The 25265-nt window shown below is 55.0% G+C and carries 17 protein-coding genes; 9 read left to right on the plus strand and 8 right to left on the minus strand.

The window, feature by feature from the left end; genetic code table 11:
* Positions 1–202: 202 nt before the first annotated feature.
* A complete protein-coding gene (locus tag ACOTTU_RS23480; protein ID WP_425661731.1) occupies positions 203–652 on the minus strand; it encodes an Lrp/AsnC family transcriptional regulator in 450 nt (149 codons plus the stop codon).
* 423 nt (positions 653–1075) lie between these two features.
* On the opposite strand from ACOTTU_RS23480, the gene ACOTTU_RS23485 reads away from it, so the two are divergent.
* On the plus strand, positions 1076–2266 hold the full coding sequence (locus tag ACOTTU_RS23485; protein WP_425661733.1) for an ABC transporter substrate-binding protein: 1191 nt from the start codon (positions 1076–1078) through the stop codon (positions 2264–2266).
* Between the two features lie 37 nt (positions 2267–2303).
* Positions 2304–2855 carry a GNAT family N-acetyltransferase gene (locus ACOTTU_RS23490; protein ID WP_425661735.1) on the plus strand — a complete coding sequence of 184 codons (552 nt, stop codon included), beginning with the start codon at positions 2304–2306 and terminating at the stop codon, positions 2853–2855.
* Between the two features lie 127 nt (positions 2856–2982).
* Here ACOTTU_RS23490 and ACOTTU_RS23495 read toward each other — a convergent pair whose 3' ends face one another.
* On the minus strand, positions 2983–3456 hold the full coding sequence (locus tag ACOTTU_RS23495) for an SRPBCC family protein (protein ID WP_425661737.1): 474 nt from the start codon (positions 3454–3456) through the stop codon (positions 2983–2985).
* A 229-nt stretch (positions 3457–3685) separates the two neighbouring features.
* Between ACOTTU_RS23495 and ACOTTU_RS23500 the strand changes: the two genes are divergently transcribed.
* Positions 3686–5344, plus strand: a complete 1659-nt coding sequence (locus tag ACOTTU_RS23500; protein ID WP_425661739.1) for a winged helix-turn-helix domain-containing tetratricopeptide repeat protein — start codon at positions 3686–3688, stop codon at positions 5342–5344.
* A 231-nt stretch (positions 5345–5575) separates the two neighbouring features.
* Here the strand turns inward: ACOTTU_RS23500 and ACOTTU_RS23505 are convergent, their stop codons facing one another.
* Genes ACOTTU_RS23505 through ACOTTU_RS23515 form a run of 3 tightly spaced genes read right to left on the minus strand, consistent with a single transcriptional unit; the run spans position 5576 to position 10631 of the window.
* A complete protein-coding gene (locus tag ACOTTU_RS23505; protein ID WP_425661741.1) occupies positions 5576–7657 on the minus strand; it encodes a hypothetical protein in 2082 nt (693 codons plus the stop codon).
* A complete protein-coding gene (locus tag ACOTTU_RS23510) occupies positions 7650–9965 on the minus strand; it encodes a hypothetical protein (RefSeq protein ID WP_425661743.1) in 2316 nt (771 codons plus the stop codon). Before ACOTTU_RS23510 ends, ACOTTU_RS23505 begins: the two co-directional genes overlap by 8 nt.
* Positions 9966–9989: 24 nt before the next feature.
* Positions 9990–10631, minus strand: coding sequence for a hypothetical protein (locus ACOTTU_RS23515; protein ID WP_425661745.1), 642 nt, complete (start codon positions 10629–10631; stop codon positions 9990–9992).
* Positions 10632–11060: 429 nt separating this feature from the next.
* Here ACOTTU_RS23515 and ACOTTU_RS23520 point away from each other — a divergent pair, with 429 nt between their 5' ends.
* Positions 11061–13187, plus strand: coding sequence for a BTAD domain-containing putative transcriptional regulator (locus ACOTTU_RS23520; protein WP_425661747.1), 2127 nt, complete (start codon positions 11061–11063; stop codon positions 13185–13187).
* 277 nt (positions 13188–13464) lie between these two features.
* Here the strand turns inward: ACOTTU_RS23520 and ACOTTU_RS23525 are convergent, their stop codons facing one another.
* Both ACOTTU_RS23525 and ACOTTU_RS23530 read right to left on the minus strand, forming a co-directional pair.
* Entirely contained in the window at positions 13465–14778 is a 1314-nt protein-coding gene (locus tag ACOTTU_RS23525; protein WP_425661749.1) for an HlyD family type I secretion periplasmic adaptor subunit, read from the minus strand.
* Positions 14775–16508 (minus strand): type I secretion system permease/ATPase, encoded by a 1734-nt coding sequence (locus tag ACOTTU_RS23530; protein ID WP_425661751.1) that lies wholly within the window; start codon positions 16506–16508, stop codon positions 14775–14777. The genes ACOTTU_RS23525 and ACOTTU_RS23530 overlap by 4 nt, the downstream gene beginning before the upstream one ends.
* A gap of 582 nt (positions 16509–17090) precedes the next feature.
* On the opposite strand from ACOTTU_RS23530, the gene ACOTTU_RS23535 reads away from it, so the two are divergent.
* From ACOTTU_RS23535 to ACOTTU_RS23545, 3 genes are all read left to right on the plus strand, one after another.
* The gene (locus ACOTTU_RS23535) at positions 17091–17729 is read left to right on the plus strand and encodes a DUF4956 domain-containing protein (protein ID WP_298920854.1); all 639 of its coding nucleotides are present in this window, start codon (positions 17091–17093) and stop codon (positions 17727–17729) included.
* 68 nt (positions 17730–17797) lie between these two features.
* Positions 17798–19984, plus strand: coding sequence for a hypothetical protein (locus ACOTTU_RS23540; protein ID WP_425661753.1), 2187 nt, complete (start codon positions 17798–17800; stop codon positions 19982–19984).
* Positions 19981–20574, plus strand: a complete 594-nt coding sequence (locus ACOTTU_RS23545) for a polyphosphate polymerase domain-containing protein (protein WP_298920808.1) — start codon at positions 19981–19983, stop codon at positions 20572–20574. The genes ACOTTU_RS23540 and ACOTTU_RS23545 overlap by 4 nt, the downstream gene beginning before the upstream one ends.
* A 99-nt stretch (positions 20575–20673) precedes the next feature.
* Here ACOTTU_RS23545 and ACOTTU_RS23550 read toward each other — a convergent pair whose 3' ends face one another.
* Positions 20674–21762 carry a hypothetical protein gene (locus ACOTTU_RS23550; RefSeq protein ID WP_425661755.1) on the minus strand — a complete coding sequence of 363 codons (1089 nt, stop codon included), beginning with the start codon at positions 21760–21762 and terminating at the stop codon, positions 20674–20676.
* 260 nt (positions 21763–22022) lie between these two features.
* Here ACOTTU_RS23550 and ACOTTU_RS23555 point away from each other — a divergent pair, with 260 nt between their 5' ends.
* Together ACOTTU_RS23555 and ACOTTU_RS23560 are read left to right on the plus strand one after the other, a co-directional pair.
* The gene (locus ACOTTU_RS23555) at positions 22023–23048 is read left to right on the plus strand and encodes an ABC transporter substrate-binding protein (RefSeq protein WP_425661757.1); all 1026 of its coding nucleotides are present in this window, start codon (positions 22023–22025) and stop codon (positions 23046–23048) included.
* 2 nt (positions 23049–23050) lie between these two features.
* Positions 23051–25264 (plus strand): ABC transporter permease, encoded by a 2214-nt coding sequence (locus ACOTTU_RS23560; RefSeq protein WP_425661759.1) that lies wholly within the window; start codon positions 23051–23053, stop codon positions 25262–25264.
* Position 25265: the final 1 nt, after the last annotated feature.

Raw genomic sequence — 25265 nt, forward strand, 5'->3', positions numbered from 1 at the left:
AAGACCATCGAAACGCGACGCTTGCTTCACCGCAAATCCGCCGCATAATCAAACCAACCAGATGAGCTAGTCCCTCTCTTAGTTCAGGCAGCCATCTGTCCCAAAATCCCTGACGACGGACAAGCGGGTAAAATGAGAAAATTCCCCCAATTAGTCGAATACGCTTGCAACAGCTGCTCGTGTTCAATCCCGCCGCTCACGGTTAATCTGCTTCCTTCGGATACTCCCTGAGAACGACGAGGCTTTCGAAGCCTGTCAAAGGTGGATCAAAGAGATGTGTTTCAGTGAAGGCGGCATAGTCCTCCATCGAGGCACACCTGACGATGATCGCAAGGTCAGCATCGCCAGTCACATAATATAGACGCTCGACCTCCTTCAGGCGACGAAGCTTTTGCTTTAAGATATCGATGCGCTGTGGGTTGTCTCGCGCAACGCTCAAAAGCACGATCACGCGCGTGGCTGGGCCCTGAAAACTCGGGGAAATCACAGCAACCTCACGCTCGATCGCACCGATTTTGCGCAACCTTTGGACGCGTCGCAGGCAAGCGGCAGACGACAATCCGACTTTCTGGGAAAGGTCACGGCCGGTTTGGCGGCTGTCGATCTGCAGTTGCTCCAGTAGTTGGCGGTCAAATGAGTCTAGATTTTGCATTGGACGCTCCTTGATTGAGCATATCCTCGCATGGCACGGAATTTTCGCAATTACTGACTACGTTTTGCGATACGGCCGCAGACTTAAGGAGTGTTTTGCGAACTGGGCGTTCTTGATCACGGTATTCTTTGGGTGTTTTTACCGAAGAAGGAGGCCACAATGCCCAGACCAAAGCAAAACCCCAAAGTTGCAGTTATGCAGCGCCTGGCCGGGCGGATCGCCTTGATCAGGCGCCGTCGTCGGGATGCCCGGCATCTGCGCGGATTGCCGAGCTATCTGTTGTCAGATGTCGGGCTCAGACGCCCAGACATAGATTGGGTAGTTCGAAAGCCCTTCGAACAGCACCGTCCGCGCCGGCGGTCAAGATAGCAAGCGATCCTCGGCAAGTTTTCAAATACTTGAATCCAATCGAGCGAGGTTTTTATGTTTAGACTGGTAACAACAACTGCATTCTGCGCGTGCTTTGCGAGTGCTGCTTCCGCATCAGATGATCCTGTTCGGATCGGGCTGCTATTCGGGTTCACTGGGCCAATCGAGTCAATGGCCCCGGAAATCGCAGCCTCCGCAGAGCTTGCACTTGAAGAAGCCACTCAGTCGGGTCTGTTCTTGGGAGGGCGGCGTATTCAGCCCATTCGTGCAGACAGCACATGTGTGGATGCAGGGCATGCGGTGGCGGCGGCCGAGCGCTTGGTGACTGCAGAGCGGATCGAAGCGCTGATCGGTGCAGACTGTTCTGGTGTCGCCGGTGCCGTGGCCAGCGGGGTTACCGTACCTCACGGCATCGTGTCCATTTCACCTACCGCCACATCCCCAAACCTTACCAGCCTGAGGGATAACGGTCTTTTCTTTCGGACAGCGCCTTCGGACAGGCGACAGGGTGAGGTGCTTGCGGATGTACTGATTGCCAAAGGAATCCAATCGGTTGCGGTGACGTATACAGCCAACGACTATGGAAAAGGCCTCGCGGTATCGTTCTCGGAGTCATTTACCAAGAAAGGGGGAGTGGTGGTTGCAGAGTTGCCTCATGTCGATGGTGCGGGTGACTATACCGCCGAAGTCGCGACGCTGGCGGCAAGTGGGGCCGATGTTTTGTTGGTTGCTGGATATGCCGACCAGGGAGGTCAGGCGATCGTTCGTTCGGCCCTTGATCTGGGCGCGTTCGACCGTTTCGTTTTTCCAGACGGCATGGTGGCTACATCTTTGGTTGAAACCTTTGGAGACGCCCTGACGGGTGCCATCGGAACACTTCCTGGGAGTGACAACGACACTGTGGCAGCTTTTGATCGTATGCTCACCGCGCAGGGTATCCCGGGTCAGGCCCCATATCGCGCGGAAGCCTATGATGCCGCTGCACTGCTCGCACTTGCCATCCAGGCAAAGCATCTCTCCGGTGATCAATCGCTTTCAAATGCGCTGATGCAGGTCGCAAATGCGCCCGGTATCGAAATTGGTCCAGGCGAAATCGCAACTGGGCTTGAGATTCTTTCGGAAGGTGGCGAAATCGACTATGTCGGCGCCAGCGCTGTCGAGTTCACACCGGACGGAGATGCCACCGGCACCTACCGTGAAGTCATCTTCTCGGCTGAAGGGTTCGAGACCGTTGGCATACGGTAGTTCATGCGATCTGCGAAATCCGCCTGTCGTCCCGACATTGCGCCCGGCAAACAAGGCGGACTTACCCGCGCTGGCGCAACTCGCGGACATCGCCACGCGCGATCTGCTTGGACCCTTTCTCAACCCTGCACAGCGTCGGCATGCATCAACCTTCACGCCGTTTGACCCCTGGCTTATCACGGACGGCACCTACTTTGTCGTCGAGTTGGATGGGGTCATCAGAGCGTCGGGTGGTTGGAGCCGGCGCCCAACATTGATCCATCAATCAACACCCGAAGCTGAGTACCCTAAGCCCGATCCGTCAGGCACTGCGCGCATCCGGGCCATGTATACTGAACCGACATATGCGCGCCGAGGTTTGGGTCGGGTGATTTTATCCGTTTGCGAAGTCTCCGCCCGGCTTTCCGGTCACCATCGTCTGGAACTTCTCGCAACGCCTGTGGGCAAGTTCCTGTACCTCTCTTGTGGATTTGAAACAATCGAATGCAAAAAGCTACAAGTCGACGAGGGTGTCACGTATTCAGTGTTCCGAATGCAAAAATTCTTGCATAGGAAAGAACCCGGCCCCAGCAACACCAGCTCTGTTTAGCGCGCATTTGCCCAGAAACGAAGTGGTGCAAATGGTCGTTAAAGCGGGCGTACGTATATTCCGATGAGGCCCAGCAATTGCCTCAGACAGAGGCAGTTGCTGCCTTTGCAAAATCGAACCCGTATGACTACCGAGCTTTGAGAACGTCTTCGATGGCCGACATCCCAGTTTCAATATCCTCGACAATGATTTGTTCCATTGCCGGGTCATCGGACGAAAAACTCCCTGACCACATGACCAGCGGGGTACCAAAGGGTTCAATCGACAAAGTCGCGGTGAAATTCTCAATCGGCAAAGACGAGCTGACGGTTTTGTAGGTGTAGGACAGGCCGGGTTCTTCCGCGATACGTTTTTGCACGATTTCGTTCCCTGAAACCGTGGTCAGCACACGGACAAGCGACCCGTCGATGGTCTTTAGCGAACAGGTGCTCACACCTGGGTGCCAATCATCAATGTCGCAAAAGTCGCCGATCAGATGCCAGACCTCAACGGCCGGAGACGACAGTTCAAGCGAGCGCTTTACGTGATAGTCCGCAGACGCGGCGGCAGAGGCGCAAAGCGCACAAATGGCGGTGACCGTACTCTTCAATGTGAAGTTCATGTTCTTTCCTTACGTATCCGTGTCACTGGTTACAGGGCCTGGAATTTTGAATTTCCTGAACCATGTAGCGGCGACTTTCTGGTTAAAGGGTGTGTTGTTGCAGGTGGTAGGTCCACATGCGGGAGTGCGTCGAGAACGGGAGAATTCCCTTGCCTCCCGGCGTGCCTCTTCGCAAAGGTAGAAAGGCATGGAGGCACCTGAAATGTCCGGAGTAAATCCTGAAAAAGATATGAAATCGTCCGGGACGGTCTTGTTGGGTGACTTCGTCTTTTCACTGCAAACAAAAGAGTTGCGCGATGGATTGGGCGACGTGGTTCATTTGCGCAGTCAGAGCTCGGAAGTCCTCGCTTACCTTGCAGCGCGCCATGGCGAGACTGTTTCCAAGGCAGAATTGTTCGAAAGCGTCTGGGACAAGAAGTTTGTCACGGATGACAGTCTTACACAGTGTATCGCGGATATAAGGCGCGCCCTGCACGATACGGATCACGGCATTGTCCAGACGCTGCCCAAAAAGGGGTATCGACTGATTGCAACATCAGACGGCAAGCCGCATCAACCACAGAGAATCCGTCACTATCCAACGTCAAGAACTGGCTTGATTGGCCTTGTGTTGACCATTGCCTTGCTGGGTTTTGGCCTTTTTCGGATCACGTCAAATGACGGTGATCCAATTGATGCAACCTCGACAGAACTACCACTCCCTGCCAAGCCGTCCATCGCCGTACTGGCGTTTGAAGATCACAGTGTCGGCGACGATGTGGGCTATCTTAGTGATGCAATTGCAGAGGGGGTGATTGCCGATCTTTCGCGGTTTCCCGAGCTTTTCGTCATAGCCCGCAATTCGAGTTTCAGCTTTCGCAACAGGCCAACCGACGTGAAGGCAATTTCCAAGGCGCTTGGTGTTCGCTACCTGCTTGAAGGGAGTCAGCAAAAAAGCGACGACCGGTTGCGCGTAACCATCCAGCTTATTGATGCGGTCCAGGGGCACAACCTTTGGTCACAGGTTTACAACAGCGATTTGAGCGATGTGTTCGCTGTTCAAGATGAGATCGTCCGCAAAACCGCAGCCACGGTGGCACAAAAGGTCATGAACTTTGAAGGCCAGAAGGTCATCGCTTCAGACGAAGCCACGCTGACGGCCTTGTTACTCAATCTGAAAGCGCGCCAACATCTTTTCGATTTCACACCCGAAGGGAACGAAAAAGCGCGGCAGGCCAATCTTGCCGCAATAAGGGCCGACCCGACGGCGCCCTTCGGTTACGTCGGACTGACCTTCGTCCACATCAACAAGTACCGGTGGGGGTGGACGGATCGCGACCCCATTTTGGAATTGAACGCTGCGCGAGAGTACGCGAGGAAGGCGGTCGAAATTGCCCCGGATTACTATGACAGTCATTCGGCGATGGCATACCTGCATATTCAGGAAGGCGATCTCGAAAAAGCGGTTGCACGTTATAAGCAGGCCCTGGAACTGAACCCGAACGACACAGGTGCAATGGCCTCTCTGGCGGAGGCTTTGACCTATGGTGGGCTGGCGGAAGACGCGGAAGACCTCATGCTGAAAGTTATCCGTCTCGATCCGCTGCATCAGGACTGGATAAAGTGGAACCTGGCCTGGGTTCAGTGGCACACACGGAACTGCGACGACGCGCTGCAAACCATGAACGCGATGTCCGAGATACCGCCGATGGCACTTCGCGTATTGGCGATCATCCAGATTTGCCGCGGCAGGACCGACGAAGCCAACGAGGCCGTTGGACGTCTGCTACAGTTCGACCCGCAGTATTCGCTCGCGCAAGTGCGCCATAACTACGACGGAAAATACAAGAACATTTCAGACCTCGAACGAGTATTGAACAACCTCCGAGACGCAGGGTTGCCAGAGTAGCTTCACGTCCCAAACCAGAGATCAATGGATCGGCCGTGAGAACTTCAGTGTACCGCATTCCGTCTGTCCAGCGACTTCGCAGATCAAGACTGGCGTTTCGTTCTAAGGGGCGATTTCACAGAACATCAGCGTGCAAACCACAACCAAAAAAATGCCGAGCGTTAGGAGGCACCTCAGCCATGGTGGCATGTGAAGAAACGCAGTGGCAGTTTGAGCAAATTGTAGAGATTGCTAACGTTCGAATGTACTGAACATTTCTTTCTCGACGGGTGATTGCAGTAGTTTTCGCATAAGCGCATCGATCCGGTTGTCGACTTTGCTTGAGCTATGCTTCTCATCCGACTGGATCATCCCAATCTGCCCCTCGATGGCTGTTCGGGTCGATAGCAACTGAGCCTCTGCCTGAAGTAAGAAAAGGTCGTTGAAGGTCGATTCTGCGAAATCTTCTTTGTATTTTTCTTTCATCGCCTGAGTGTGCGCAAAAAATTCGAGCGCGCGTTCATTGGCGGCGTCGAGATTGTCCAACGTGGTGAGCGTGCGCTCTTCCCACGCCATCGATTGTGCTGCGTCCAGTTCGAGCAAGAACTCCTGAGCGGTCAGCCCGGGCTGTTCTTGCGAAGGGACATCCGGCAGCATCGGCCTTTCGATACTGCCAAGCAATTGCCCGATCATCGTGCCCTCGGGCACAGCCTGCGAAAAGCCAACTGTCTCGCGCTGCTCCACCTTTTCGCGCACAAAGTTGAAATACTCGATGACGACCAAGCGCATCTCGTTGACCAAATCCCGTCGCCGTTCATTTTCACCGCTCCAGAAAAAGACCTTTTCCAATGACAGAACGTTGTCAAACGCACGCTCGTCCACGTCCCTGTGGATGAAATTCGAAAGCTCTTTGGTCGCGCTGACCGGCACCCGATCAGCTATCTGGCCGAAAGCGGGTTTCGCAAATCGGTGAAACAGGTAGTAGGCTTGGTGTTCGTCAAGCAACCGCAGGCCGGGATAATGCCGACCTTCATAGAGCGTATTCGGAGAGTCTGTGAGACCGGTGGTCGTGCTCAGAACCTGATCGACGAAATTGTCGTCAATAAAGCGCGTTTCCGCGGCGGGATACCCGCCAACCCTCAGGGATTTCCTGCTTGGGGCGCGCTCGCGTTCAAGGACGTTGTTTGTTTCGAGATAAAGCAGCCACACCGCCAACTCCATAGGTACAACGAAAGCGTCCAGATCGGCCAGAATGGTGTCGGAAAGATCGATCATGTCAAAAAGGTTGTTTTCAATCTCCTCCATGACCAGCACGGTCTCAAAGGCTGAAAAGATATCATCTTCTGGGACGTTATCGAGGATGGCCTGCATCTGCGCGTAGTGTTCGATCACGTCAAGCTTGAGCGCTTCGCATTCCGATACCATCTCGGTGATGGCCCCGGTGGTTGTGAATGCGGATTCATACGACGCGCTGTCCGTTTGCGTCGGCGTTATCTCTGCAAAAGCACCGGGATGGTCTTGCAACGCGATCTGGGAAAACGATCTGACGGCGGCCTTCCCGGCATCGACGTGATGCGCGTAATCGTCAATCAACCCTTGGACCTTGTTGGACAGGCGCTTTGTAGCAAGGTCCTGATAGCGCACGGTCAGTGCGTCCATGGAGGGCAAATCAGTCCCCATGGCGTCAATGGCAAAGGCAAGGTTTTGATCGAGGTATTCAATATCATGACGCACGCGGGCCAGTTCTTCCTTGGTTACAAGGTTCATTTTCTTCCGCGCCCGCCACGCACGTTTGCGCGATTTTGGTGGGCGGCGCATGTGCAGGCGGTTGAGGAGCCGTAGCTCTTGTCCCGCCAAATCCGAGCGCATTCGCGCAAGCGTTGCTGTTTTTCGGTCGGCCGTGGCCACACGCCGTAGCATCACCTTCGACCGCGCAGAAGTCTTGATGCTCGTCAACAATAGCGCACCGGCTCCGGCCACCACCGGAGCCGCAGTCGTCACCCCGGTGAGCACCACGACTTCGATGGCCAGCGCAAAGAACAATTCCCCCATGATCTGCCCGAAGGTGACTGGCTTGCCCTGTTCAATCTCGCGCATTCTGGCTTCCAGACTGTGCAGGCGGACGTCCTGAACGTTGTTGAGCGCAATGGAGGCCAGCTTTTCGATGAGATCGAGTTGAAACACCGTATGCTCGCGCATCGTATCGATGTTGCCGAGCAGGAACGATTTCAGAATCCGTGCCTGATCCTTTTCCGGCGCTTCGTTAAGCGCGCCAAAAAGCTCGGCATACATATCATAGGCAAAATCTTCGCTGGTCCCGGATGTGTCATCCATCGGCGCTGGCCTTGCTGCCAGATGTCATCAGTGCTGCCATGGCGGTCTCCTGCTCCTCGATCTCTTCCTCGCTGGGCAATTCGACCGCGCCACCCGTATCGGCGCCGAAGGAACAGTCAAACTCCGGCAGTTCCGACCCCTCCTGAAGATAGACGAAGCTGGTTGGTACCTTGACCTCCCAGGGCGCGTCCACGGGCATCCCGTCACCCTTACCAAGCTGCACTGAAGCGTGCAGTTCTTCGAGAAGCGAAAGATGCGTATCGTCGTCAAAGGCCGGCACTTCACCACCCGCCCAAATCATGTTTGTGCGCAAGAAATATAGAACAGACCGCTCATAGTTCGGGCGCAGCGGGACGACGACCCGCGCAAAACCGGATCTGAGAAACTGATCAAAGAGCGCGTCACCTGTTTCAGCCTCGCGAAAAAGTTCGTCCCACCTTTGACGATCCGTCCAGAAGTAGGGATAGAGCTTGTAAGTAATCATTTCCCATTCGAACGCTTCCTCGGCAAAGGCCGCCGTGACACCATTGACGTTGTTCGCTTGCCAGTTGGGAATGCCAAAGAGCCCGGACAGATTGATCTCCATCCGCCCGTCGGGCAACTCGTTCAGCTTTTGCGGCTGCTCTGCGAAGGCGGTGTGCCGGGTCAGAATGTCGATACAGTGCTTGCGCAACTCTTCGGCCTCGATCCGCCGGTATGTCTCCTCGCGCGGCTGTGCCTTGAGCGCACCGACTTGATTGTCGCGGGACGACTCTGCCTGCTGAAGCTCCTGATCATAAGCGGTTTGCTTATTGGTGTAGGCCTGCAGAATCTTGGCATAGGTGTCGATCTGCCATTGCTGCAACGTCTCGTCGTTACGCTCCATTTTGTAGAGCAGATTGAAGTAGAACTTGCCCTCGAATTCCGCCCCGATCGTGATCGGAATTTCGCCTTCGAGCGGGTCTGGTGAGGGATGCCATTCGTCGAAACGATTGGTGCTGACCATGATGTCCTTGTCGTTGTCTGCACCATCGTTGTGGGTCAGGTAATAACAGGTCACACCCATCACGTTGACCAGCAGCATATTGACGTCCGACGACGTGTCGGAAAAGCCGATGGTCGTGTAGTATCCGTACTTCACGTCCGTGTTCGTGCCGTTCTTGTCGGGTCGGCTGATCTGGGTCATGGGGATATTGGCCTGCCATTCCACCAGGTGATACCCTTGGTCAACAATGACCGTGTCGATCGTCTTGGCGAGGGTCGGTTCGTTGTGGTCCTGCACACCATTGTCAGAGGTGCCAGGATCAGCGTCGGGGTGCGAAATGCCCTTGCCCTTCACAAGCGTCAGGGGCGGCGGCGGCGCGATATCCGTGGCGTCATAGGTTGCGGCGAGGCTGGCGTAGTTGGCCTCGGTGACGTCCTGATAGCTTTTAATGGGCGGTGAAAGATCACGCGGATGAACGGGTGGGTCGATGTCCGCCAGTTCTTGCCGGTCGATGAGTTTTGCGAGGTCGCGCAGAAAGAAGGCCGGTTCGGGCACGTAGAATTGCAGGAACAATCGTTTGCCGTAATCGAAAAGCTGCGCATTGTAGTATTTGTCGATCCAGCGGTAGATGCCGGTGATATGGGTATCGCTTTCGGTGTTGTTGAAGCCTTGCAGCGTGGTTTTCACCGACTCTGTCACGATGGTGACTTTTTTGAATTCACTCACCGCTTCGCGCACGCGCTTGGTGGCTTCTTCGGTCACCGTTTTCGCGTATTCCTGCGATGTTGTGAGCGACGCGTCCTTGGAAGAGGTGTAGGAAGCATTGGCACCGATGGTCGCTGAGAAGGCCGGCGCATTGTAGGATGCGCTGATATTGCCGCTGACAGATGTCTGCTGACTTTGCGCCTCCTGTGATTGGACCGAAAGGGAAAACCGTTCCTCAAACCCGGAGGTTTGAGTTTCCTCGATCTCACGTTCAAAGGAACTTTCGGTGGTGTCCGTGATGCTATTGAGGTCACGGCTGCTGAATTCGCGGCGCTCGCGGGCCATGACATTTTCGATCTGCGCGATCTCACCCATCTTGTAACCGCACAGGTTTTGCTCAACGACCAGCAGGTCGCCGACGGTCACGGGCGCAAGGCAGCTTTGCCGCAAGGGCCGGAAATGGATGCATGATTTGATCGGTTGCAGCAGATCGTCGTCACCTCCGAAGATCGGTAGAACTGAGTTCAGAGATGTCAGTGGCTTGTCGGTTGCGGTATCTTGCGCAGCAGTGGTTGTTGCGGCGGTCTTGTTGGCGGCGGTATCCGAACGTCTGGATTGTGATGTCTTCGTTCTTTTCATTTTGGCTCTCCGCTTCATCGGCTGCTAGGCTAGGTTGTTGTAGCTCAGGAGATTTTTGGGCAATGTCGCCTCGTAGGCATCGAAGTCGTAGTATGGCCATGTGATCGGCGGCGTGGGCTTCAGGTTTTCGAGGCGCAGCAGGGTCAGAAGATGCATCCCGCGAATGGCATCGATATGATGGTTCGTTTCGACCTGATGGATGCCCGCCATCACACAGACCGCGTAAAGCGACTCCCAGATCACAGAGTACTCCAGAAACAGGACCAAAAGCGCAGGCGGCGGCAGCACCGGATTATGGAAAAAATTCGAAGTCGCCAGTGCGGGTATGCGGTCTTCGAGCAGGGCAATGATGCTTGCCAGTTCTACGCCTTCCGTAGTGCTGCCGTCCCGGTTGTGAACCGGCCCCCGCAGCTCAGAACGCAGGGTGTCGGTCACCGTCTCGAATTGCAGTTGATAATATCGCTCGGCGCTAAAGAAGAGAGGGCCTTCCATCATGGCCCTGGCAAGAACCACCTTCTGCAAATAATTGTCGGTCCCGATGAGTTGCTCGCGCAATGGTGCTTGTGCATCCGTTCTGAGGTCACGGATATAGCGCAGACGTTTCAGCTTTTGCCGAATACGTTCGGGCTGTCTCAGCGTAATGAATTCCAGGGTGGTCTCTGACATGTTGGCGGTCCTCACGTGTCGGAAAAGAAGTGCTCAGTTTGCTGTACCGGGTCTCGGTATCGCGATGCGGCCCGGATCGTCGGAGCGGATTGCAACTGTCTCTTGCGTCGGTGCGACGCTTTGCACGAGGGCGATGGTGAGCAGAATGCCAACGACACTCCAATACGATCGCTGGCCAAAACCAACCCTGCGCCTACGCTGTCGTGTCGGCGGATGTACCAATTGCGGGTGGGTCCAAAAGACGGTGGCCGGGTGTGCGGGCCAGGGAGAAATACTATTCGGGGGGCGTCTATCTCGCATTGAAATAACCTCTTACAAAATATTGCCGAACCCATGCGGTGGGTTCTGCATCACAGATCAACGGTCCTGATTCGTGGTATTGTGCACGCCTGGAGGGAATTGATTCGGGAACCCCTTCGGGAAAAAATCGTGAATCCATGGCTCATCACTGAGCAGACTGAAGGTCGTATGAACGGATTTCTGTTGGAACATGGCATTAGGCTCAATTTACTTGGGCCCTTCGAATTGCGCTGCGGCGATCAGTTCCTATCCGTTTCAGCCCGTAAAGACCGTGGATTGCTGGGTCTCCTCGCCCTGTCCGCCGACAAGTGCATGCTGCGTAGCCAACTCGCGGGAGTTCTTTGGAGCGAGAGTAGCGAACTACGTGCCCGTGACAGCCTGAAACAAGCGCTGCGTCGGCTCAAGTTGTTGTCCGAAGAGGCTGGTATCTGCCTCATCGAGGCAGATCGACAATCGGTAAGGCTCGGGCCCGATTTGTCTGTCGATGTATTCGATCTTTTGGATGCTGCGGATGATCTTTCAGAGGATGTTTTACAGTTGCGCCGTGGTCCTTTTCTGGAACGCTTGCAGATATCTGATCCGCTTTTTCGCGACTGGCTTCTCGCTGAACGCGCGCGACTTGATGCCGTCTTCACAGGTCTGGCTTTGCGTCTTATGCGCCGCGGGGAGGCCACCAGGCACTCCAGCGCGATGTCCTATGCGGCACGCCGCCTGCTCTCGGTCGACCCGTTCAACGAAGAGGCGGTGCGGACACTCATGCACGGGCACGTCGAACGAGGTGAGCGAAGCCTGGCGTTGCGATGCTACGAGGCGGCGCGTGAACTGCTTGCTGAAAACCTTGGAATAGAACCCGAGAAAGAGACAACCGAGATTGCAGATCGGATTAGATCGGCTGACGCAGTTGGGACAAAAGATGCCGTCGCGCTTCCAACCGGCACAACAATGATAGCCGTTCTGCCATTCGCCACCCTGGGGGGCGATCCAACACAAGATTACTTTGCGGATGGGTTGACCGAAGACATCATTACGGATCTGGGCAAGGTTCGTGACATCGGTGTTACAGCACGCAGCGTGGCATTCGCACTCAAGAACAGAAGCGTTTGCACCATCGAAGTCGCGAGAAGTCTGGGAGCAAGCCATATCCTACAGGGCAGCGTCCGGCAGGACGGACAATCGGTGCGTGTCACCGCCCGGCTCGTCGACGGAGGATCTGGTGATCAAATCTGGGCCGACCGCTTCGACCATCCGTTGACCGACATCTTCCTGTTGCAAGACCTGCTCGCGCGTCGCGTCGTTAAAGCCCTGCGCGGTGCCCTGTTTCCGGACACCGATGCAGAGTTCAAAAGGGGTACAAAGGATGTTGAAGCCTACAAACTCTTCCTGAAAGCCCGTTCCTTTTACCTCCGTGGTCTCGATCACCGCAGCCTTGGAACTGCAAAGCTTCTGCTGACGCAGGCGGTTGAACGTGATCCCAAATATGCAGAGGCGTTTGCGCTTCTGGCTTTGTGCGAGTTCTACCTATCCATCAGATCAATCGGTGGAGGGGGCGATCCCGGGTTTTCGCGCTGCAGCGAATTGGCGCGCAAGGCTTATGGATTGGATGATGAGTTGGCGGAGGTCAGGGCCGCCGTGGGCCTCGGGCACTACGCCAAAGGCAACTATGGCGCAGCCGAACGGGAACTGGCGATCGCCGCGCAGATGGATCCAGACCTCTATGAGCCGCCGTTTTTCCTGGCCCGGAACCACCGCGTTCGCGGCGACCGTGCCCAGGCGGCGCGCCTTTATGCTCAAGCGGCATCTTTGCGCTCAGAGGATTATCGCTCTTCAGGTCTTCTTGCCGAAGAGCTGCGCGCAATGGGCCGTCATGATGAGGCGACCGAAGCTCTGCGCGAGGCGGGACGCCGGCTCGAAGCGGCGGTAGAGCGACATCCTGACAACACCGACGCCCTCGCGTTTGGGGCATCTGTCTACGCTGAGCTTGGCCGGACTGATCAGGCCCGAGAGTGGTGTCGTTGGGCCATGATCCTTGGCGATGACGATGGCCTGGTACAATTTAACTACAATCTTGCCCGCGCATTTGTGTTTATGGGCCAAGCCGACGAAGCGATAGAACGTTTGGCCCGTCTCTCAAAAACCTCAAGCCTTGTGCGGCGGCGCTTGATCGCTTGGATTGCAACGGATTTGGATTTTGCGACTTTGCGCGAAAGTCAGGCTTTCAAGGCGCTCATGGAGGAGTTCGATGGGTGCGAACTATAGGCCGTAGTTGGATGTAAATTGGCTTGCGGGGTTGGGTCTGACCATTTCATCGCAGTTTTGCTCAAGCCCCTTCAAGGTGCGGGGCCCTGAGCAGGCTGATGTTGGCGCGTTCAGGCATTTGGCGCTACAGACTTTGGAGAGGTTTATTCGCTCGTCCGGATTTCAATCCGACCATGGTTTCTGTAGCGTAGCTGTGTCTCAGGAAATTTCTATCAGGACAGGTTTGGGTTTGGTCGCAATGATTGCGGGTCAATGTAGTGCGCATCACCGAGCAGATTTACCCTTCCCGAAAGGCTTTCGTGAAGTAGTCGGTGAGGGGTTTTGCAAGATAGCTGAGAGGAGAGCGCTCGGAGGTTTTGATGAACGCATCCACGGGCATCCCGGGGAGGAGAACCTGCCCTCCCAGCTTTTCCATTTCACCCTGAACAGGGATCAGTTCCGCCTGATAATAGGACATGCCCGTGGTCTCGTCGGTAAAGATATCGGCGGAGAGCTTGGTGACCCGCCCGGTTATCTCAGGCGTCAAACGTTGATCAAAGGCGGCAAAACGCAAGGTGGCGGCCTGTCCCACATGAACCTGATCCACGTGAATTGGATCTACGCGGGCGGAAACCACCATCGGCTGGTCCTGCGGGATGATGTACATGATCGGTTCAGCGGGAGAGACAACCGATTGCAGGGCAAAAACCCGCGACCCGTAGATGACGCCGCTCACGGGCGCGCGCAGGTCCATGCGCGACAACGTGTCCTTGGTGCTGAGCCTGCGCTGAACCAGTTCCACTTCCTGGAATTGCAAATCCCGCAGTGTCGTGATCGCCTCTTCGCGCAGACGCGTTGTCAAGGCGATCCGTTCGATATTGAGAGCGGCGATCTGCCCCCGTAATTGTGCGACATTGGCCGTTACGTTGCCAATCTCCCCCAAAAGCCGCGCCTGTTCCCGTTGCAACGCCGAAACACGCGAGGCTTGGGCAAGCCCCTTTTCCAGTAGCGACTGTGCATCCCGCAATTCCGTTTCGATCAACGCTTCCTGGGTTTCGAGAGCCGCGAGCTGGGCAGTAGCCCCCAGGATCTGGTTCTCGGCCTGGGCAATTTGTTCGGCGATCTGTTCTGAACTCTGTTCAAGCGAGGCGGCACGCGCACCAAAAAGTCTGGCCTGTCCGTCGATCAATGCCTGGACCGCCGGATCCCGCACGGCTTCTTCGCGCAGGTCATCGGAGATCGGAAGACCATCCAGACCGTCGCGTTCCGCCTGCAAGCGGGCCTTGCGGGCCAGGATTTCGAAAAGCTGCCCTTCGATGATGGCAAGTTCCGAGCGCAGTTGCGTGTCATCAAACTGCAGCACAACGTCGCCAGCGGATACCACGTCACCATCTTTCACGAGCAGCGCACCAACAACACCGCCCTGCGGGTGTTGCAGTACCTGACGGTTGGATTCCACCTGGATCATTCCAGAGGCGATCACGGCACCCGCGATCCGCGCCTGAACACTCCAAACACCCAAAACACCCACGAGAACCATCAAGGCGGCCATCCCGATCAACAACGGACCTGTTGCTTTCCATCTTTGGGTCTTACGCGGCACTTTGTTCATGATGACTTCGCCTGGGTGAGCGATTGCTTGATCGTTTCCACATTGCTCACCATCGATTTGAGGACCTCGTCACGCGCGCCATCTGCCTTGATCTGACCGCCTTCGATGACCAGCAACCGGTCGCATTCAGAAATGGCTGAGGGGCGGTGGGTCATGATCACCACAGCGCGACCTCTGGCTTTGAAGTCACGTACTGCCGAATTCAGGGCGATTGAGCCATCATTATCCAATGCAGAATTTGGCTCATCCAGGATGAGCAAAACGGGGTCTCCGTAGAACGCCCGCGCCAGAGCGATGCGTTGGCGTTGCCCACCCGACAGTTGTGCGTCATCGCCATGGACAACGGTTTTGTACCCATCGGGGAGTGAAAGGATCATCTCGTGCGCATTGGCACGCTTGGCGGCTTCAACCACCTTTGCATCATCCGGCTGTGTCGACATGCGCGCAATATTCTCAGCGATCGTACCGGAAAAGAGCACGATATTCTGCGGCAGGTATCCGATGTAAGAGCCCAAAGCATCGGGGTCATATTGATCCAGCGTTGCGCCGCCAAAACGAACCTCTCCTGCGGTGATCCGTGTGAGGCCCAATAGGGTTTTTGCAAGTGTTGTCTTGCCTGATCCGCTCTTGCCGATCACGCCGAGAGCTTCGCCTTCGCCCAGATAAAAGGACACCGCCTTTAAAGTGGGAGCCTTTGCACCAGCTGCCATCACGGAAACCCCGGCAACGGAGATGTTGGCATGGGGTTGCGGGAGCGCATGAGCCTCACGCAGTTCCGGCGTTTTTTCCAGCAATTGCGCCAAGGAGTACCACGCCGCGCGCGCCTGCTGGACCATGTTCCATTGTCCTAGCGCCTGCTGGACCGGGGCAAGTGCGCGTCCCATCAGGATCGAGCTGGCAATCATCGCACCGGCGGTCACTTCGCCCTGCAATACCAGATAGGCTCCCAACGCCAGCATCGCCGATTGCAGAAACAGCGTGAAGGACTTCGAAATTGCGGTGAAAATGCCTGTCCAGTCGCTGGCGCGCATGGAGGTTTCAAGCGATGCGTCCCGAAGGTCATGCCAACGGTCTGCGACCGACGCACTCATGCCCTGCGCGCGCACGACTTCTGCCGCGCGGCGTGCTTGTTCGGCGAAGCTTTGGGCGCGTTGCGAAACGACTTGTGCTTCCAGCGTTTTGGATTTCGTCAGCCAATTGTTCAGCAACGTGATGATCGCGAGTGTCGCGCTACCAGCAACCGCCAGCCACCCCAACCAGGGATGAAAGATGAAAATCGCTGCAAGGAAGACAGGGGTCCATGGAATATCGAAAAGCGCGATCACCACCGGCGAGGCGAAGAGCGTCCGAACCGTTTCGAGGTCCCGTAGCCCACTGGCGGGGGCTGCCCTTTCGGACGGGACCACTGCGCGCCTGAGAATAGCCTCAAACACCCGATCATCCATTTGAGACTGAAACCGCGCGCCAAACCGCGCCAGCACCCGGCCGCGCGCATAATCAAGAACCATCATCAAACCGAAGAGTACTGCGACCAAAAGAAAAAGAGCGACAAGTGTCTCTTCCGAACGAGACCCCAAAACCCGGTCGTACACCTGCAGCATGAAAAGAGGCCCGGTCAGCATCAGAAGGTTCACAAAGATGCTGAACCCAAACACCGCCCATAAAAGCCAAGCGCCAGCCCGCCGCGCGCGGCGTAACTCCTGAAGGCCAGGTTGAGTTCTGTCGATCACCCTTCAACACCTTGGAAATGAGCGGAAAAAATCAATTCTCAATCCTCCACGACGGATATATTTAGTGTGCCAGTTCAGCGTCTGCTCGACTTATTTCGAGAGTCGGCATTTGTTTCATGTCACACATACGCTTCCATTGAACCTGCGCAAAGATAGTTGAAGCCCATTTGGTAAACCACCGATTGCACCAGAAGGCCACCCAATCGGCGGTCGTTAGTTGAGGTGAATTTTCCGAACAGTAAGAAATGTGATGGCGATACTCTAGGGCGAATTTTTGATGCCCGCGCATCAAATTTAGCGCTAAGCCTTGGATCGTTCGGCAGCACGAGATTTCGCTAAAGTGCCAGAAGCACACTCGGATGTTGCGATATTTTTTCGAGTGTTTCGCCACCGGTTGGAGGCCAAAGCTGTGGCCAGATGCGTTACCTCAACGGGCGTTCAAAAGACCATTCAAGGGCAACAGACTGCCGCTCCGGGCGCCTGTGCTGAGCCCGGTCTTTCCATCAGGCAAATCGCCCAGGAGTTGTAAGTCACTTGATATAAGGAAAAAAATCTGCTGTTTAGGAGTGTTAACTGTTGGGAATGCTGTCAATTATGTTCGAGTCTATTGTTCAAGAAGTTCTTATTGTCTGCCTGTTGATTTCCATTTCTTTGGCTGGGCGGGCTGCTCTCATCATGGCGGGGCAGCGATGGGTTGGGACCTTCGCGCATACCGCCACGCTTACCACATTGCCGATTATTACGTTTGTGATCACCAAGGTCATTTCCGGTAATATCGCCTTGTCGCTGGGCATGATCGGCGCTTTGTCTATCGTTCGTTTCAGAAATCCGGTGAAATCGCCCTTTGAGCTTTCCGTCTATTTTGCAGCGATCACCATGGGGATTGCCGCTTCGGTTTCAGTCAAGTGGCTCGTCTTTTTTGTTGCCGCCATGGGACTGGCACTCGTGGTGATGGTGGTTGCGAGCATCCTTGCTCCGCGCATTCTCGGACGCCCCTATTTTGAGACGTCTTTTAGCGAGGGCAATCGTCTGAGTACGCTGGAGGTTGAGGCCAGCGCCGCTTTGCATGCTCTTCAGGATAGCGAAGATCTGATTTCCGAAGTGCGCCGCGACGGCGCCTATTCTTACATTCTAGCATCTAACAAGTTTACGGTCCTCCAAGGCGATTTGCGAAAATTAGAGGGCAATCCGTCTGTCATCGAAGCGCGCTTAAACAAGTGATGCTGGGACGACCGTTCAAAAGGGTTTTCATCTGGGCCTTATGCTTCTGCGGCTTTGCCACCGCGTCGATGGCAGCTTGCGATTTTGCGACCTACGCTTACCGCGATGAACTTGCCAATCCTGCTCAGATCGAGAGCATTGATGTCGAGATTCGCAAAAGCAGGAAATGGTTCAAGAATAGTATCTCGATCCTTGCGACCGACAAGATCACCATAGGAGATGAATTCAAGCGTAAGGTGGATGCGACCCTGCTGGTCCGTTATCCGTTTGGAAACTGCAGCTACAAAGCACGGGTCCGGCAGAGCGGTGACATCAAGGACCACATAAATTTGCTGCCCGGCGGCAATATCATCTCCAGTCTCGATGTCCGGCTTCGGGAAGGGAATGTCCTGAACGCTACGCGGTTCAAACTGCTTTTGCCGCACACGCGCATGGGTGTGAATGAGGTTTTGGGCACGTTGATCTTGCGCAAACTTGGGTTCATCGCGCCGGAGACATTCATGGTTCCTGCGTCGATCAACGGAATTTCGGTCCAATTACTGTTTCAGGAAAACGCCCAGAAAGAACTTTTGGAACGGAACAACCGCCGCGAAGGTCCGATTTTTGAAGGGGATGAAGACCTGACGTGGGATGTCGATGGGTTCGACAATCTGGAGCTGGAAAGTGTCTCTCTGGCCCGTTTGACCAATGGGAAATGGGCCGAGAAGGGCGAGATTTCGACGCAGATCTCGCTGGAGGCTTTCAAACGGCTGCAAGCTGCTTTCCTAGCTTACGCGGACGATGTCGAATTCAGGTACTATGGCATGCAGTTGGCGCCAAACCCCAACGCTGAAGATCACGTATTCGAAACATATGCGATTGCCTTGCTGGCGATGACCGGTCGGCACGCATTGCGGCCCCACAACCGCAAATTCTACTTCAATAGTTTCTCGCAGACCTTTGAACCGATCTACTACGATGGCAACCTTGAGTTTCTCAATGAGCTAAAACCTTTCGAGCGTCTTGGTGAGGCCAAGTCGCTGGAGTTCTTTCTCAAACATGCATCCCCAGAAGCCATTGAGGAAATGGCGACACGAGTTGAGGCGTTGCAAAACGATGATGCATTCAAGGAGGCCTTTTTCAAGCGGGCAAGGATGGAGAGAGAGGCCGCAGATGCCATGATGAACCAAAGCCTTGAAGCGATGCTCTCGGGAATTGCCACCCTTCGGGAGATGCAGCGTCCATATGCGCAGGACACTGATCAGAAAGTGGTTCTTGCCTTTGCGGAAAAACGTCAAAGACTGGCAGATCGTGCGGCCGGTTTCGGATTTAGCTATCGCTATTTTGATCTCGAAGGACGCACCGAAGCAGGGGATTACATCGGACAACGGATATCGGCATCTGGGGAGGCTGAGAGGGTCTCGCTGTCGTCTACTGAGTTGATCGATCTGATCAGCGACAATGAATTCGAAGATGATCGGCTGCTGCTCTTGTCTGAGCCAGATCAGGCAATCGAGGACGAGTTCCGAATACTGCCGTTTTTGAGTGGGGAACTGGTTCTTTCGACCGGTGCCAAGGTCGATCTCGACCTTGCAGCAAGAAAAATGATTGTCACGCAAACCGAAGCTGATGACTGGGTTCTTGTGCGCGGAGTGCATCTTCAAGGCTGGACAATCGATTTCGATGGGAATGCGCAAAGCACCGCGATACTCAGCACACAGCGATTTAACAAGTTTGGGCTGACCGGATGTCTGAATTTCTTTGATGTGACTTTCGATGCGAGTAAGGTTTCCGGCGCGGGTGGGCAGTGCGAAGACAGTGTCAACATCGTCTCGTCCAAGGGATTCCTCACCAGCCTGACGGTAGAGGATGGCTTCGCCGATGCGATCGATATCGATTTTTCTGAGATCTCGATTGGTAACCTCAAGGTGACGCGCACGGGCAATGATTGCTTTGATGTGTCTTCGGGAAAATTCGAAATTGCCTCGGCGGTTCTCGAAGACTGCGGTGATAAAGGCATTTCGGTCGGGGAAAATTCTCAGTTTGAAGCGGATGACGTTGTCATCGACACAGCCGCGATAGGCGTATCGTCAAAAGACTTTTCTCGCTCTCATGTTGTTCGCTTCGTGGGTAAGGAAATCCCGATCTGTGCTGAGGCGTTCCAGAAAAAGCAGGAATATGGCGGTGGGACGCTGAAACTGGATGCCTACGATTGCGAGGGGGATGTCAACGTGGATGCATTTTCAGACATCGCTGTTAACGAACTCACGCAATGAGCTTTCGGAAAGAACGCAAATTTCGGTTGACCTCAAGCGATGCAAAGAAGTTCAGAGCGCTTCTTTTGGGGCGAGGAATGTCATTGCTGCATCCCAATCGCAAGATTGCCAGCCAATATTTTGATACCCGGGATCTTCAAGCCTTTCGCGACTCCGAAGAAGGCGTATTGCCACGGTTCAAAATCAGGGTTCGCTGGTACAATGATGATCAATCGAGTCTGTCGCTGGAGCGAAAAACGTCTTCCGTCGAAGGGCGTTTCAAAACGACCAAGGCAGTTAAAGCGGAAGAATTCGCTAATTTCATAAGAAATGGCATCGTGGATCAGTCTTATGGAAACCTAATTCCCTCAGTTTGCATCGAATACCGGCGATCCTACTTCAATTACGAAGACCTTAGAATAACCTTCGATAGCGATATTCGATACCGCTACAGTGGCAGCGCTAGGCAGTTCCGCGATCTGGAGGAGGTGGTTGAGATCAAGGCACCCTTCGAGGTGCCGGACAATTATCTTGAAACCATCGTGCCGGTGCCTTCGTCCCGGTTTTCAAAGTATGCGCGATCTTTCCTGCACCGAGAAAACGCGATCTGACAACCGTTCCCTGGATTCTCCAAAAGTGAGCATCGAGCAATCGTGGCCACCCAAATTTGCGTGATCGGGAAAACCAGCCTGAAATACCCATGTGGGCGATCAGATTGAGGCCGCTTGCGCGATCACGATGTTCAATGAGATGTAGCCGATCAGGAAAACCAGCAGTGCGGCGATGTCAAAACGCCGTTGCAACGGCGCCCCGCCGGTCACCTCGCCAATTTTCAGCGTCATCGTAGAGGTCAGGACCGCGAGAAAAATTGTCACCAACGAAGCACCTGTCACGAAATCGGTTAAGCCGACAGTGCCGGTTTTGGGGATAAGGCGCGACACCACATAGGTGCTTGCGATCGCCGCGAAGAAGGCACCGATACTGACCGAAAAGCGAGGCCCGGTATGTGCGGGGCCAATAAGAAATGACAAAAGGCAAATGGCCACGGAGGCGAATGTTCCGAGGAACATCTTGATGTAGAGTGCCCAACCGGGCTCTTTTATCGCGATCCCGTAGACGAGTTGCGAGTAGGTCGCCTGGTAGCCTTCTGCGAGGCGCGGATCGCCTCTTCTGGTTTTGTATGAATGCGGTTTCTGGACGATTGTGCTGTCGTAGATTTCGTAGCCCGGAATCTTAACTCGGGAACTGACCGCGCTGCCGCTGACATCGGGCACAAAGATCATTTTCCCAATCTGGTTTTGCGCGTCTTCGATGCGAAGCGCCAGCAAATGGTCATCCCGCGGAAACCTGGCAACATTGAAAAACTTGGAAATGCGCGCCGTGACACGATAGAGTTCGTAACGTGTCACGCTATCGTCATAGCGCGTCTTGAGTTCCTTTTTGAGAATCTCACCATCTATGACATGGAAATTTTGCCCGGGCGAGATTTCGCGATCTGACCATCGAAACCATAGGTAGAAATCAACGGTCCAATTGGTATCCGGCATCGACAGACGTGGGATACGGTCGACGTAAATACCTGTTTCGACGGAGATTTGCTCGGAATGATCGATGCCGTCCAGTGCGCGCGCATCAACGCCCGTGCGGCCGGTTTCATCAGCCGTGGGGTCAAGCCGGGCACGGTGTTCCTGTTGTGCGTTGCTTTTGCTCGTTTGGAGCATATCGGCCATGAAATACATGGCTGAAATATAGCCGGTGGATACTGTAAACAACCAAGCGATCAGGAGGGGTTTCAACATTATCAAACGCTCGCAATATCCAGGTGCCAATGCAGCTTTCTGACGGTTTAGCCTAAACCTCTGGTTGCAGTTGTCCAACCATTTGTCGACCCCGCTGTGATCCTTTGCGAAGGCCGGACCCCATGCGCGGCATTCCAGATCGCTTCAAAAGGGGGGCGCCGGGTCACCTTGGGGCGCGAATTCATTTGCAAGAACAGAATTCCCTTTCTAGGCTTGTTTTACAAAACTGTTACAAAGCAGATGGTTCTGGGAGGGATTACATGACTTCATTAAAGATACTGTGCGGTGCATCCGCGCTTGCACTGGTTGCCGCAGCCGGTGCCGCGCAAGCGGATAAACTGACATTCTATTGTTCCGCGCAAGAGGACTGGTGCCAGTTGATGGCCAACAGTTTTCAGGATGCCACGGGCATAGACGTGGCAATGACGCGCAAATCGTCAGGCGAAACCTTTGCGCAAATCAAGGCGGAGAGCGCCAACCCAAAGGGCGATGTCTGGTGGGGCGGCACGGGTGACCCGCATCTTCAGGCCGCTGAGGAAGGGCTGACCGCGGAATACCTGTCACCAATGCGGGACCAACTGCATCCTTGGGCGATCTCACAGGCCGAAAGTGCCGGCAATAAAACCATTGGGATTTATTCCGGCGCCTTGGGTTACGGCTACAACGCCGATTTGCTGGCGGCGAACAATCTGCCGGAACCAGCCTGCTGGAAGGATCTGCTCAAGCCTGAATATAAAGGCCATGTTCAGATGGCGAACCCCAATTCGTCCGGTACGGCCTACACAACATTGGCCACCATGATGCAGCTCTTTGGAGAAGATGAAGGCTTTGATTTCATGAAAGGCCTGCATACCAACGTCAACCAATACACGAAATCCGGATCCGCCCCAATCAAAGCGGCCGGACGCGGCGAGAACACCATTGGCATCGTGTTCATGCATGACGCTGTCAAACAGGCTGTGTCGGGCTTCCCGGTCAAGGTCGTGGCACCCTGTGAGGGGACAGGCTACGAGATCGGATCCATGTCGATCATCGACGGTGCGCGTAACATGGACGAAGCTAAAAAGTTCTATGATTGGGCGCTAAGTGCTGAAGCGCAAAACCTCGCGCTGCAGGTTAATGCGTTCCAGGTGCCGTCTAACAAGGGAGCTGAAACATCCGCCTCCGCGCCGGATATGTCCCAGATCACCTTGATTGACTACGATTTCAAGAAATACGGGTCGTCCGATGAGCGCAAGCGTTTGCTGAAGAAGTGGGATGATGAGGTGTCTGTTCTGCCGCAATAAATATGCGCCAGCTGGCATCTGAAAAAACAACTCATCCGGTCCTGATCTTCTGGATCATTGCCGGATGGGTCGGTTTCTTCCTCCTCCCCTGGTACGGGGTGGAGGAATTTTTTGCGTTTGAATGGTTGGTAGATGGCTACCCACTTGATGCAGATTACGCGCCTGCCGCGTTTCTGATCGGCCAGGGCGAAAAACTGTGGCTGGCACCAATGGTTTTGGCGCTTCTGGCACCGCTCTGGGTGGTCAAAAGGCGAAAAACCGATCCGCTTTACGCCAAGGTGCTGATCCTTGCAGGGGCTTTCGGCTTTGGCTGGTTGATTGTTCAGGGCTTCAGCATCGGTATCCGCGGCTGGAACTTCGACTGGGCCGAAGCGGTCTTTGGCGATCTGGGCGACCGTCAGTTTGGGATGGGATATGGCGCGCTGATCTGTGCCTCGGCTTTTCTGTTTCTATTTACGCAAGGCATTGCTGCGCGCGGCGCGATCAATGGCGATGTCTTTGTCGTCAGTGCAATCGGCGGCGTCATCGTGATTGTCACCGCATTTGTTTTCTTCCCGATCGCCAAGATGTTGACCGCCGCATTCATCACGGAAGAGGGCGGCTATTCCGCCAGCGTCTTTGCCGCCAAGTTTTTTGATGACCGTCTTTGGGGATTGGGGTGCCTCTCGGGCGGGCGCTGCGGCGTGGCGTGGAATTCGCTGTTCCTTGCGGTACTTGTCGGGCTGATCACAACGGTGCTGGGCCTCATTTTCGCATTGGTGGTGACCCGGTCTGGCTTTCGCTACAAACGCGCCTTGCGGGCGCTGACGGTCCTGCCGATCATCACGCCACCCTTCGTGATTGGCCTTGCGCTTATTCTGCTCTTTGGGCTGTCGGGGTCCGTCACCGTATTTTTCTCCGATGCGTTCGGCATTCAGCCGACGCGGTGGCTATATGGCCTGCCGGGGGTGCTGATCGCCCAGACGCTGGCGTTCACACCCATCGCGTTTCTGGTGCTCATCGGTGTGGTCGAAGGTGTTTCGCCGTCAATGGAAGAGGCAGCGCAAACGCTGCGCGCCAGCAAGTGGCAGGTCTTCAAAACCGTCTCCTTGCCGCTGATGCGTCCGGGGCTGGCCAATGCCTTTCTACTCGGTTTCATCGAAAGCATGGCCGATTTCGGCAACCCGCTGGTACTGGGAGGAAACTTCGATGTGCTCTCGACGGAGATCTTTTTTGCCATCGTTGGCGCACAATATGATCAGGGCAAGGCGGCCGTTCTGGCGATGGTGCTACTGTGTTTCACGCTGGGTGCGTTTTACGCGCAACGTTTCTGGTTGGGCAAAAAGAGCTACACAACCGTTTCCGGCAAGGGTGATAGCGGGGTGCATCCCCATATGCCGCGGGCCTTGTCCTTGCCGGTTCTGACGCTCGCCATGATCTGGGCCGGTTTCACAGCGGTTGTCTACCTGATGATCTTCTATGGCTCGGTTGTAGAGCTTTGGGGTGTCAATAACACGCTCACATTCAAACACTACATCACCGCATTTTCGTTCCGTCTGGAGGAGGGCGGCATCCGCTGGTCGGGCGCTGCGTGGGACAGTTTCTGGACGACACTGAAAATCGCCGCGATCGCCGCACCGCTCACGGCCATCGTCGGCCTGATCACCGCTTATCTTCTGACGCGCCAGACATTCGCGGGCAAAAACGCATTCGAATTTGGCACCATGCTCAGCTTTGCCATTCCCGGCACGGTGATCGGTGTCAGCTACATTCTGGCCTTCAATGTTCCGCCGATTGAGATCACCGGAACCGGCATCATTCTTGTGGTCAGCTTCATCTTCCGGAACATGCCTGTCGGTGTAAGGGCGGGCATCGCTTCCATGTCGCAATTGGACAAATCGCTCGACGAGTCGTCCCTGACGTTGGGGGCAAATTCCTGGGAGACCTTCCGCCGGATTATCCTGCCGCTTCTGCGACCGGCGATCCTGGCCGCGTTGGTCTATAGCTTTGTGCGTGCGATGACGGCCATTTCGGCAGTGATTTTTCTGGTCTCGGCGGAATACGACATGGCGACCAGCTACATCATCGGGCGGGTGGAGAATAACGATTACGGGCTGGCGATTGCCTATTCCACAACTCTGATCTTCGTGATGCTCAGCGTCGTGGCCCTCATGCAGGTGATTGTCGGACGCACGGAAATCGGGCGACGCATGACCCAATCGCGCACCAATGTATAAG

Origin of the sequence: Roseobacter sp. EG26 (assembly GCF_049830555.1) — a bacterium.
Taxonomy (GTDB): Bacteria; Pseudomonadota; Alphaproteobacteria; order Rhodobacterales; family Rhodobacteraceae; genus Roseobacter.

Bases quoted from the DNA above. Each gene is read 5' to 3' on its own strand.
- ACOTTU_RS23485 (WP_425661733.1), top strand. From the start codon at position 1,076: ATGTTTAGACTGGTAACAACAACTGCATTCTGCGCGTGCTTTGCGAGT.
- ACOTTU_RS23510 (WP_425661743.1), bottom strand. From the start codon at position 9,965: ATGAAAAGAACGAAGACATCACAATCCAGACGTTCGGATACCGCCGCC.
- ACOTTU_RS23555 (WP_425661757.1), top strand. From the start codon at position 22,023: ATGACTTCATTAAAGATACTGTGCGGTGCATCCGCGCTTGCACTGGTT.
- ACOTTU_RS23480 (WP_425661731.1), bottom strand. From the start codon at position 652: ATGCAAAATCTAGACTCATTTGACCGCCAACTACTGGAGCAACTGCAG.
- ACOTTU_RS23525 (WP_425661749.1), bottom strand. From the start codon at position 14,778: ATGAACAAAGTGCCGCGTAAGACCCAAAGATGGAAAGCAACAGGTCCG.
- ACOTTU_RS23535 (WP_298920854.1), top strand. From the start codon at position 17,091: ATGCTGTCAATTATGTTCGAGTCTATTGTTCAAGAAGTTCTTATTGTC.
- ACOTTU_RS23545 (WP_298920808.1), top strand. From the start codon at position 19,981: ATGAGCTTTCGGAAAGAACGCAAATTTCGGTTGACCTCAAGCGATGCA.
- ACOTTU_RS23505 (WP_425661741.1), bottom strand. From the start codon at position 7,657: ATGGATGACACATCCGGGACCAGCGAAGATTTTGCCTATGATATGTAT.
- ACOTTU_RS23540 (WP_425661753.1), top strand. From the start codon at position 17,798: ATGGCAGCTTGCGATTTTGCGACCTACGCTTACCGCGATGAACTTGCC.
- ACOTTU_RS23495 (WP_425661737.1), bottom strand. From the start codon at position 3,456: ATGAACTTCACATTGAAGAGTACGGTCACCGCCATTTGTGCGCTTTGC.
- ACOTTU_RS23515 (WP_425661745.1), bottom strand. From the start codon at position 10,631: ATGTCAGAGACCACCCTGGAATTCATTACGCTGAGACAGCCCGAACGT.
- ACOTTU_RS23550 (WP_425661755.1), bottom strand. From the start codon at position 21,762: ATGTTGAAACCCCTCCTGATCGCTTGGTTGTTTACAGTATCCACCGGC.
- ACOTTU_RS23560 (WP_425661759.1), top strand. From the start codon at position 23,051: ATGCGCCAGCTGGCATCTGAAAAAACAACTCATCCGGTCCTGATCTTC.
- ACOTTU_RS23500 (WP_425661739.1), top strand. From the start codon at position 3,686: ATGAAATCGTCCGGGACGGTCTTGTTGGGTGACTTCGTCTTTTCACTG.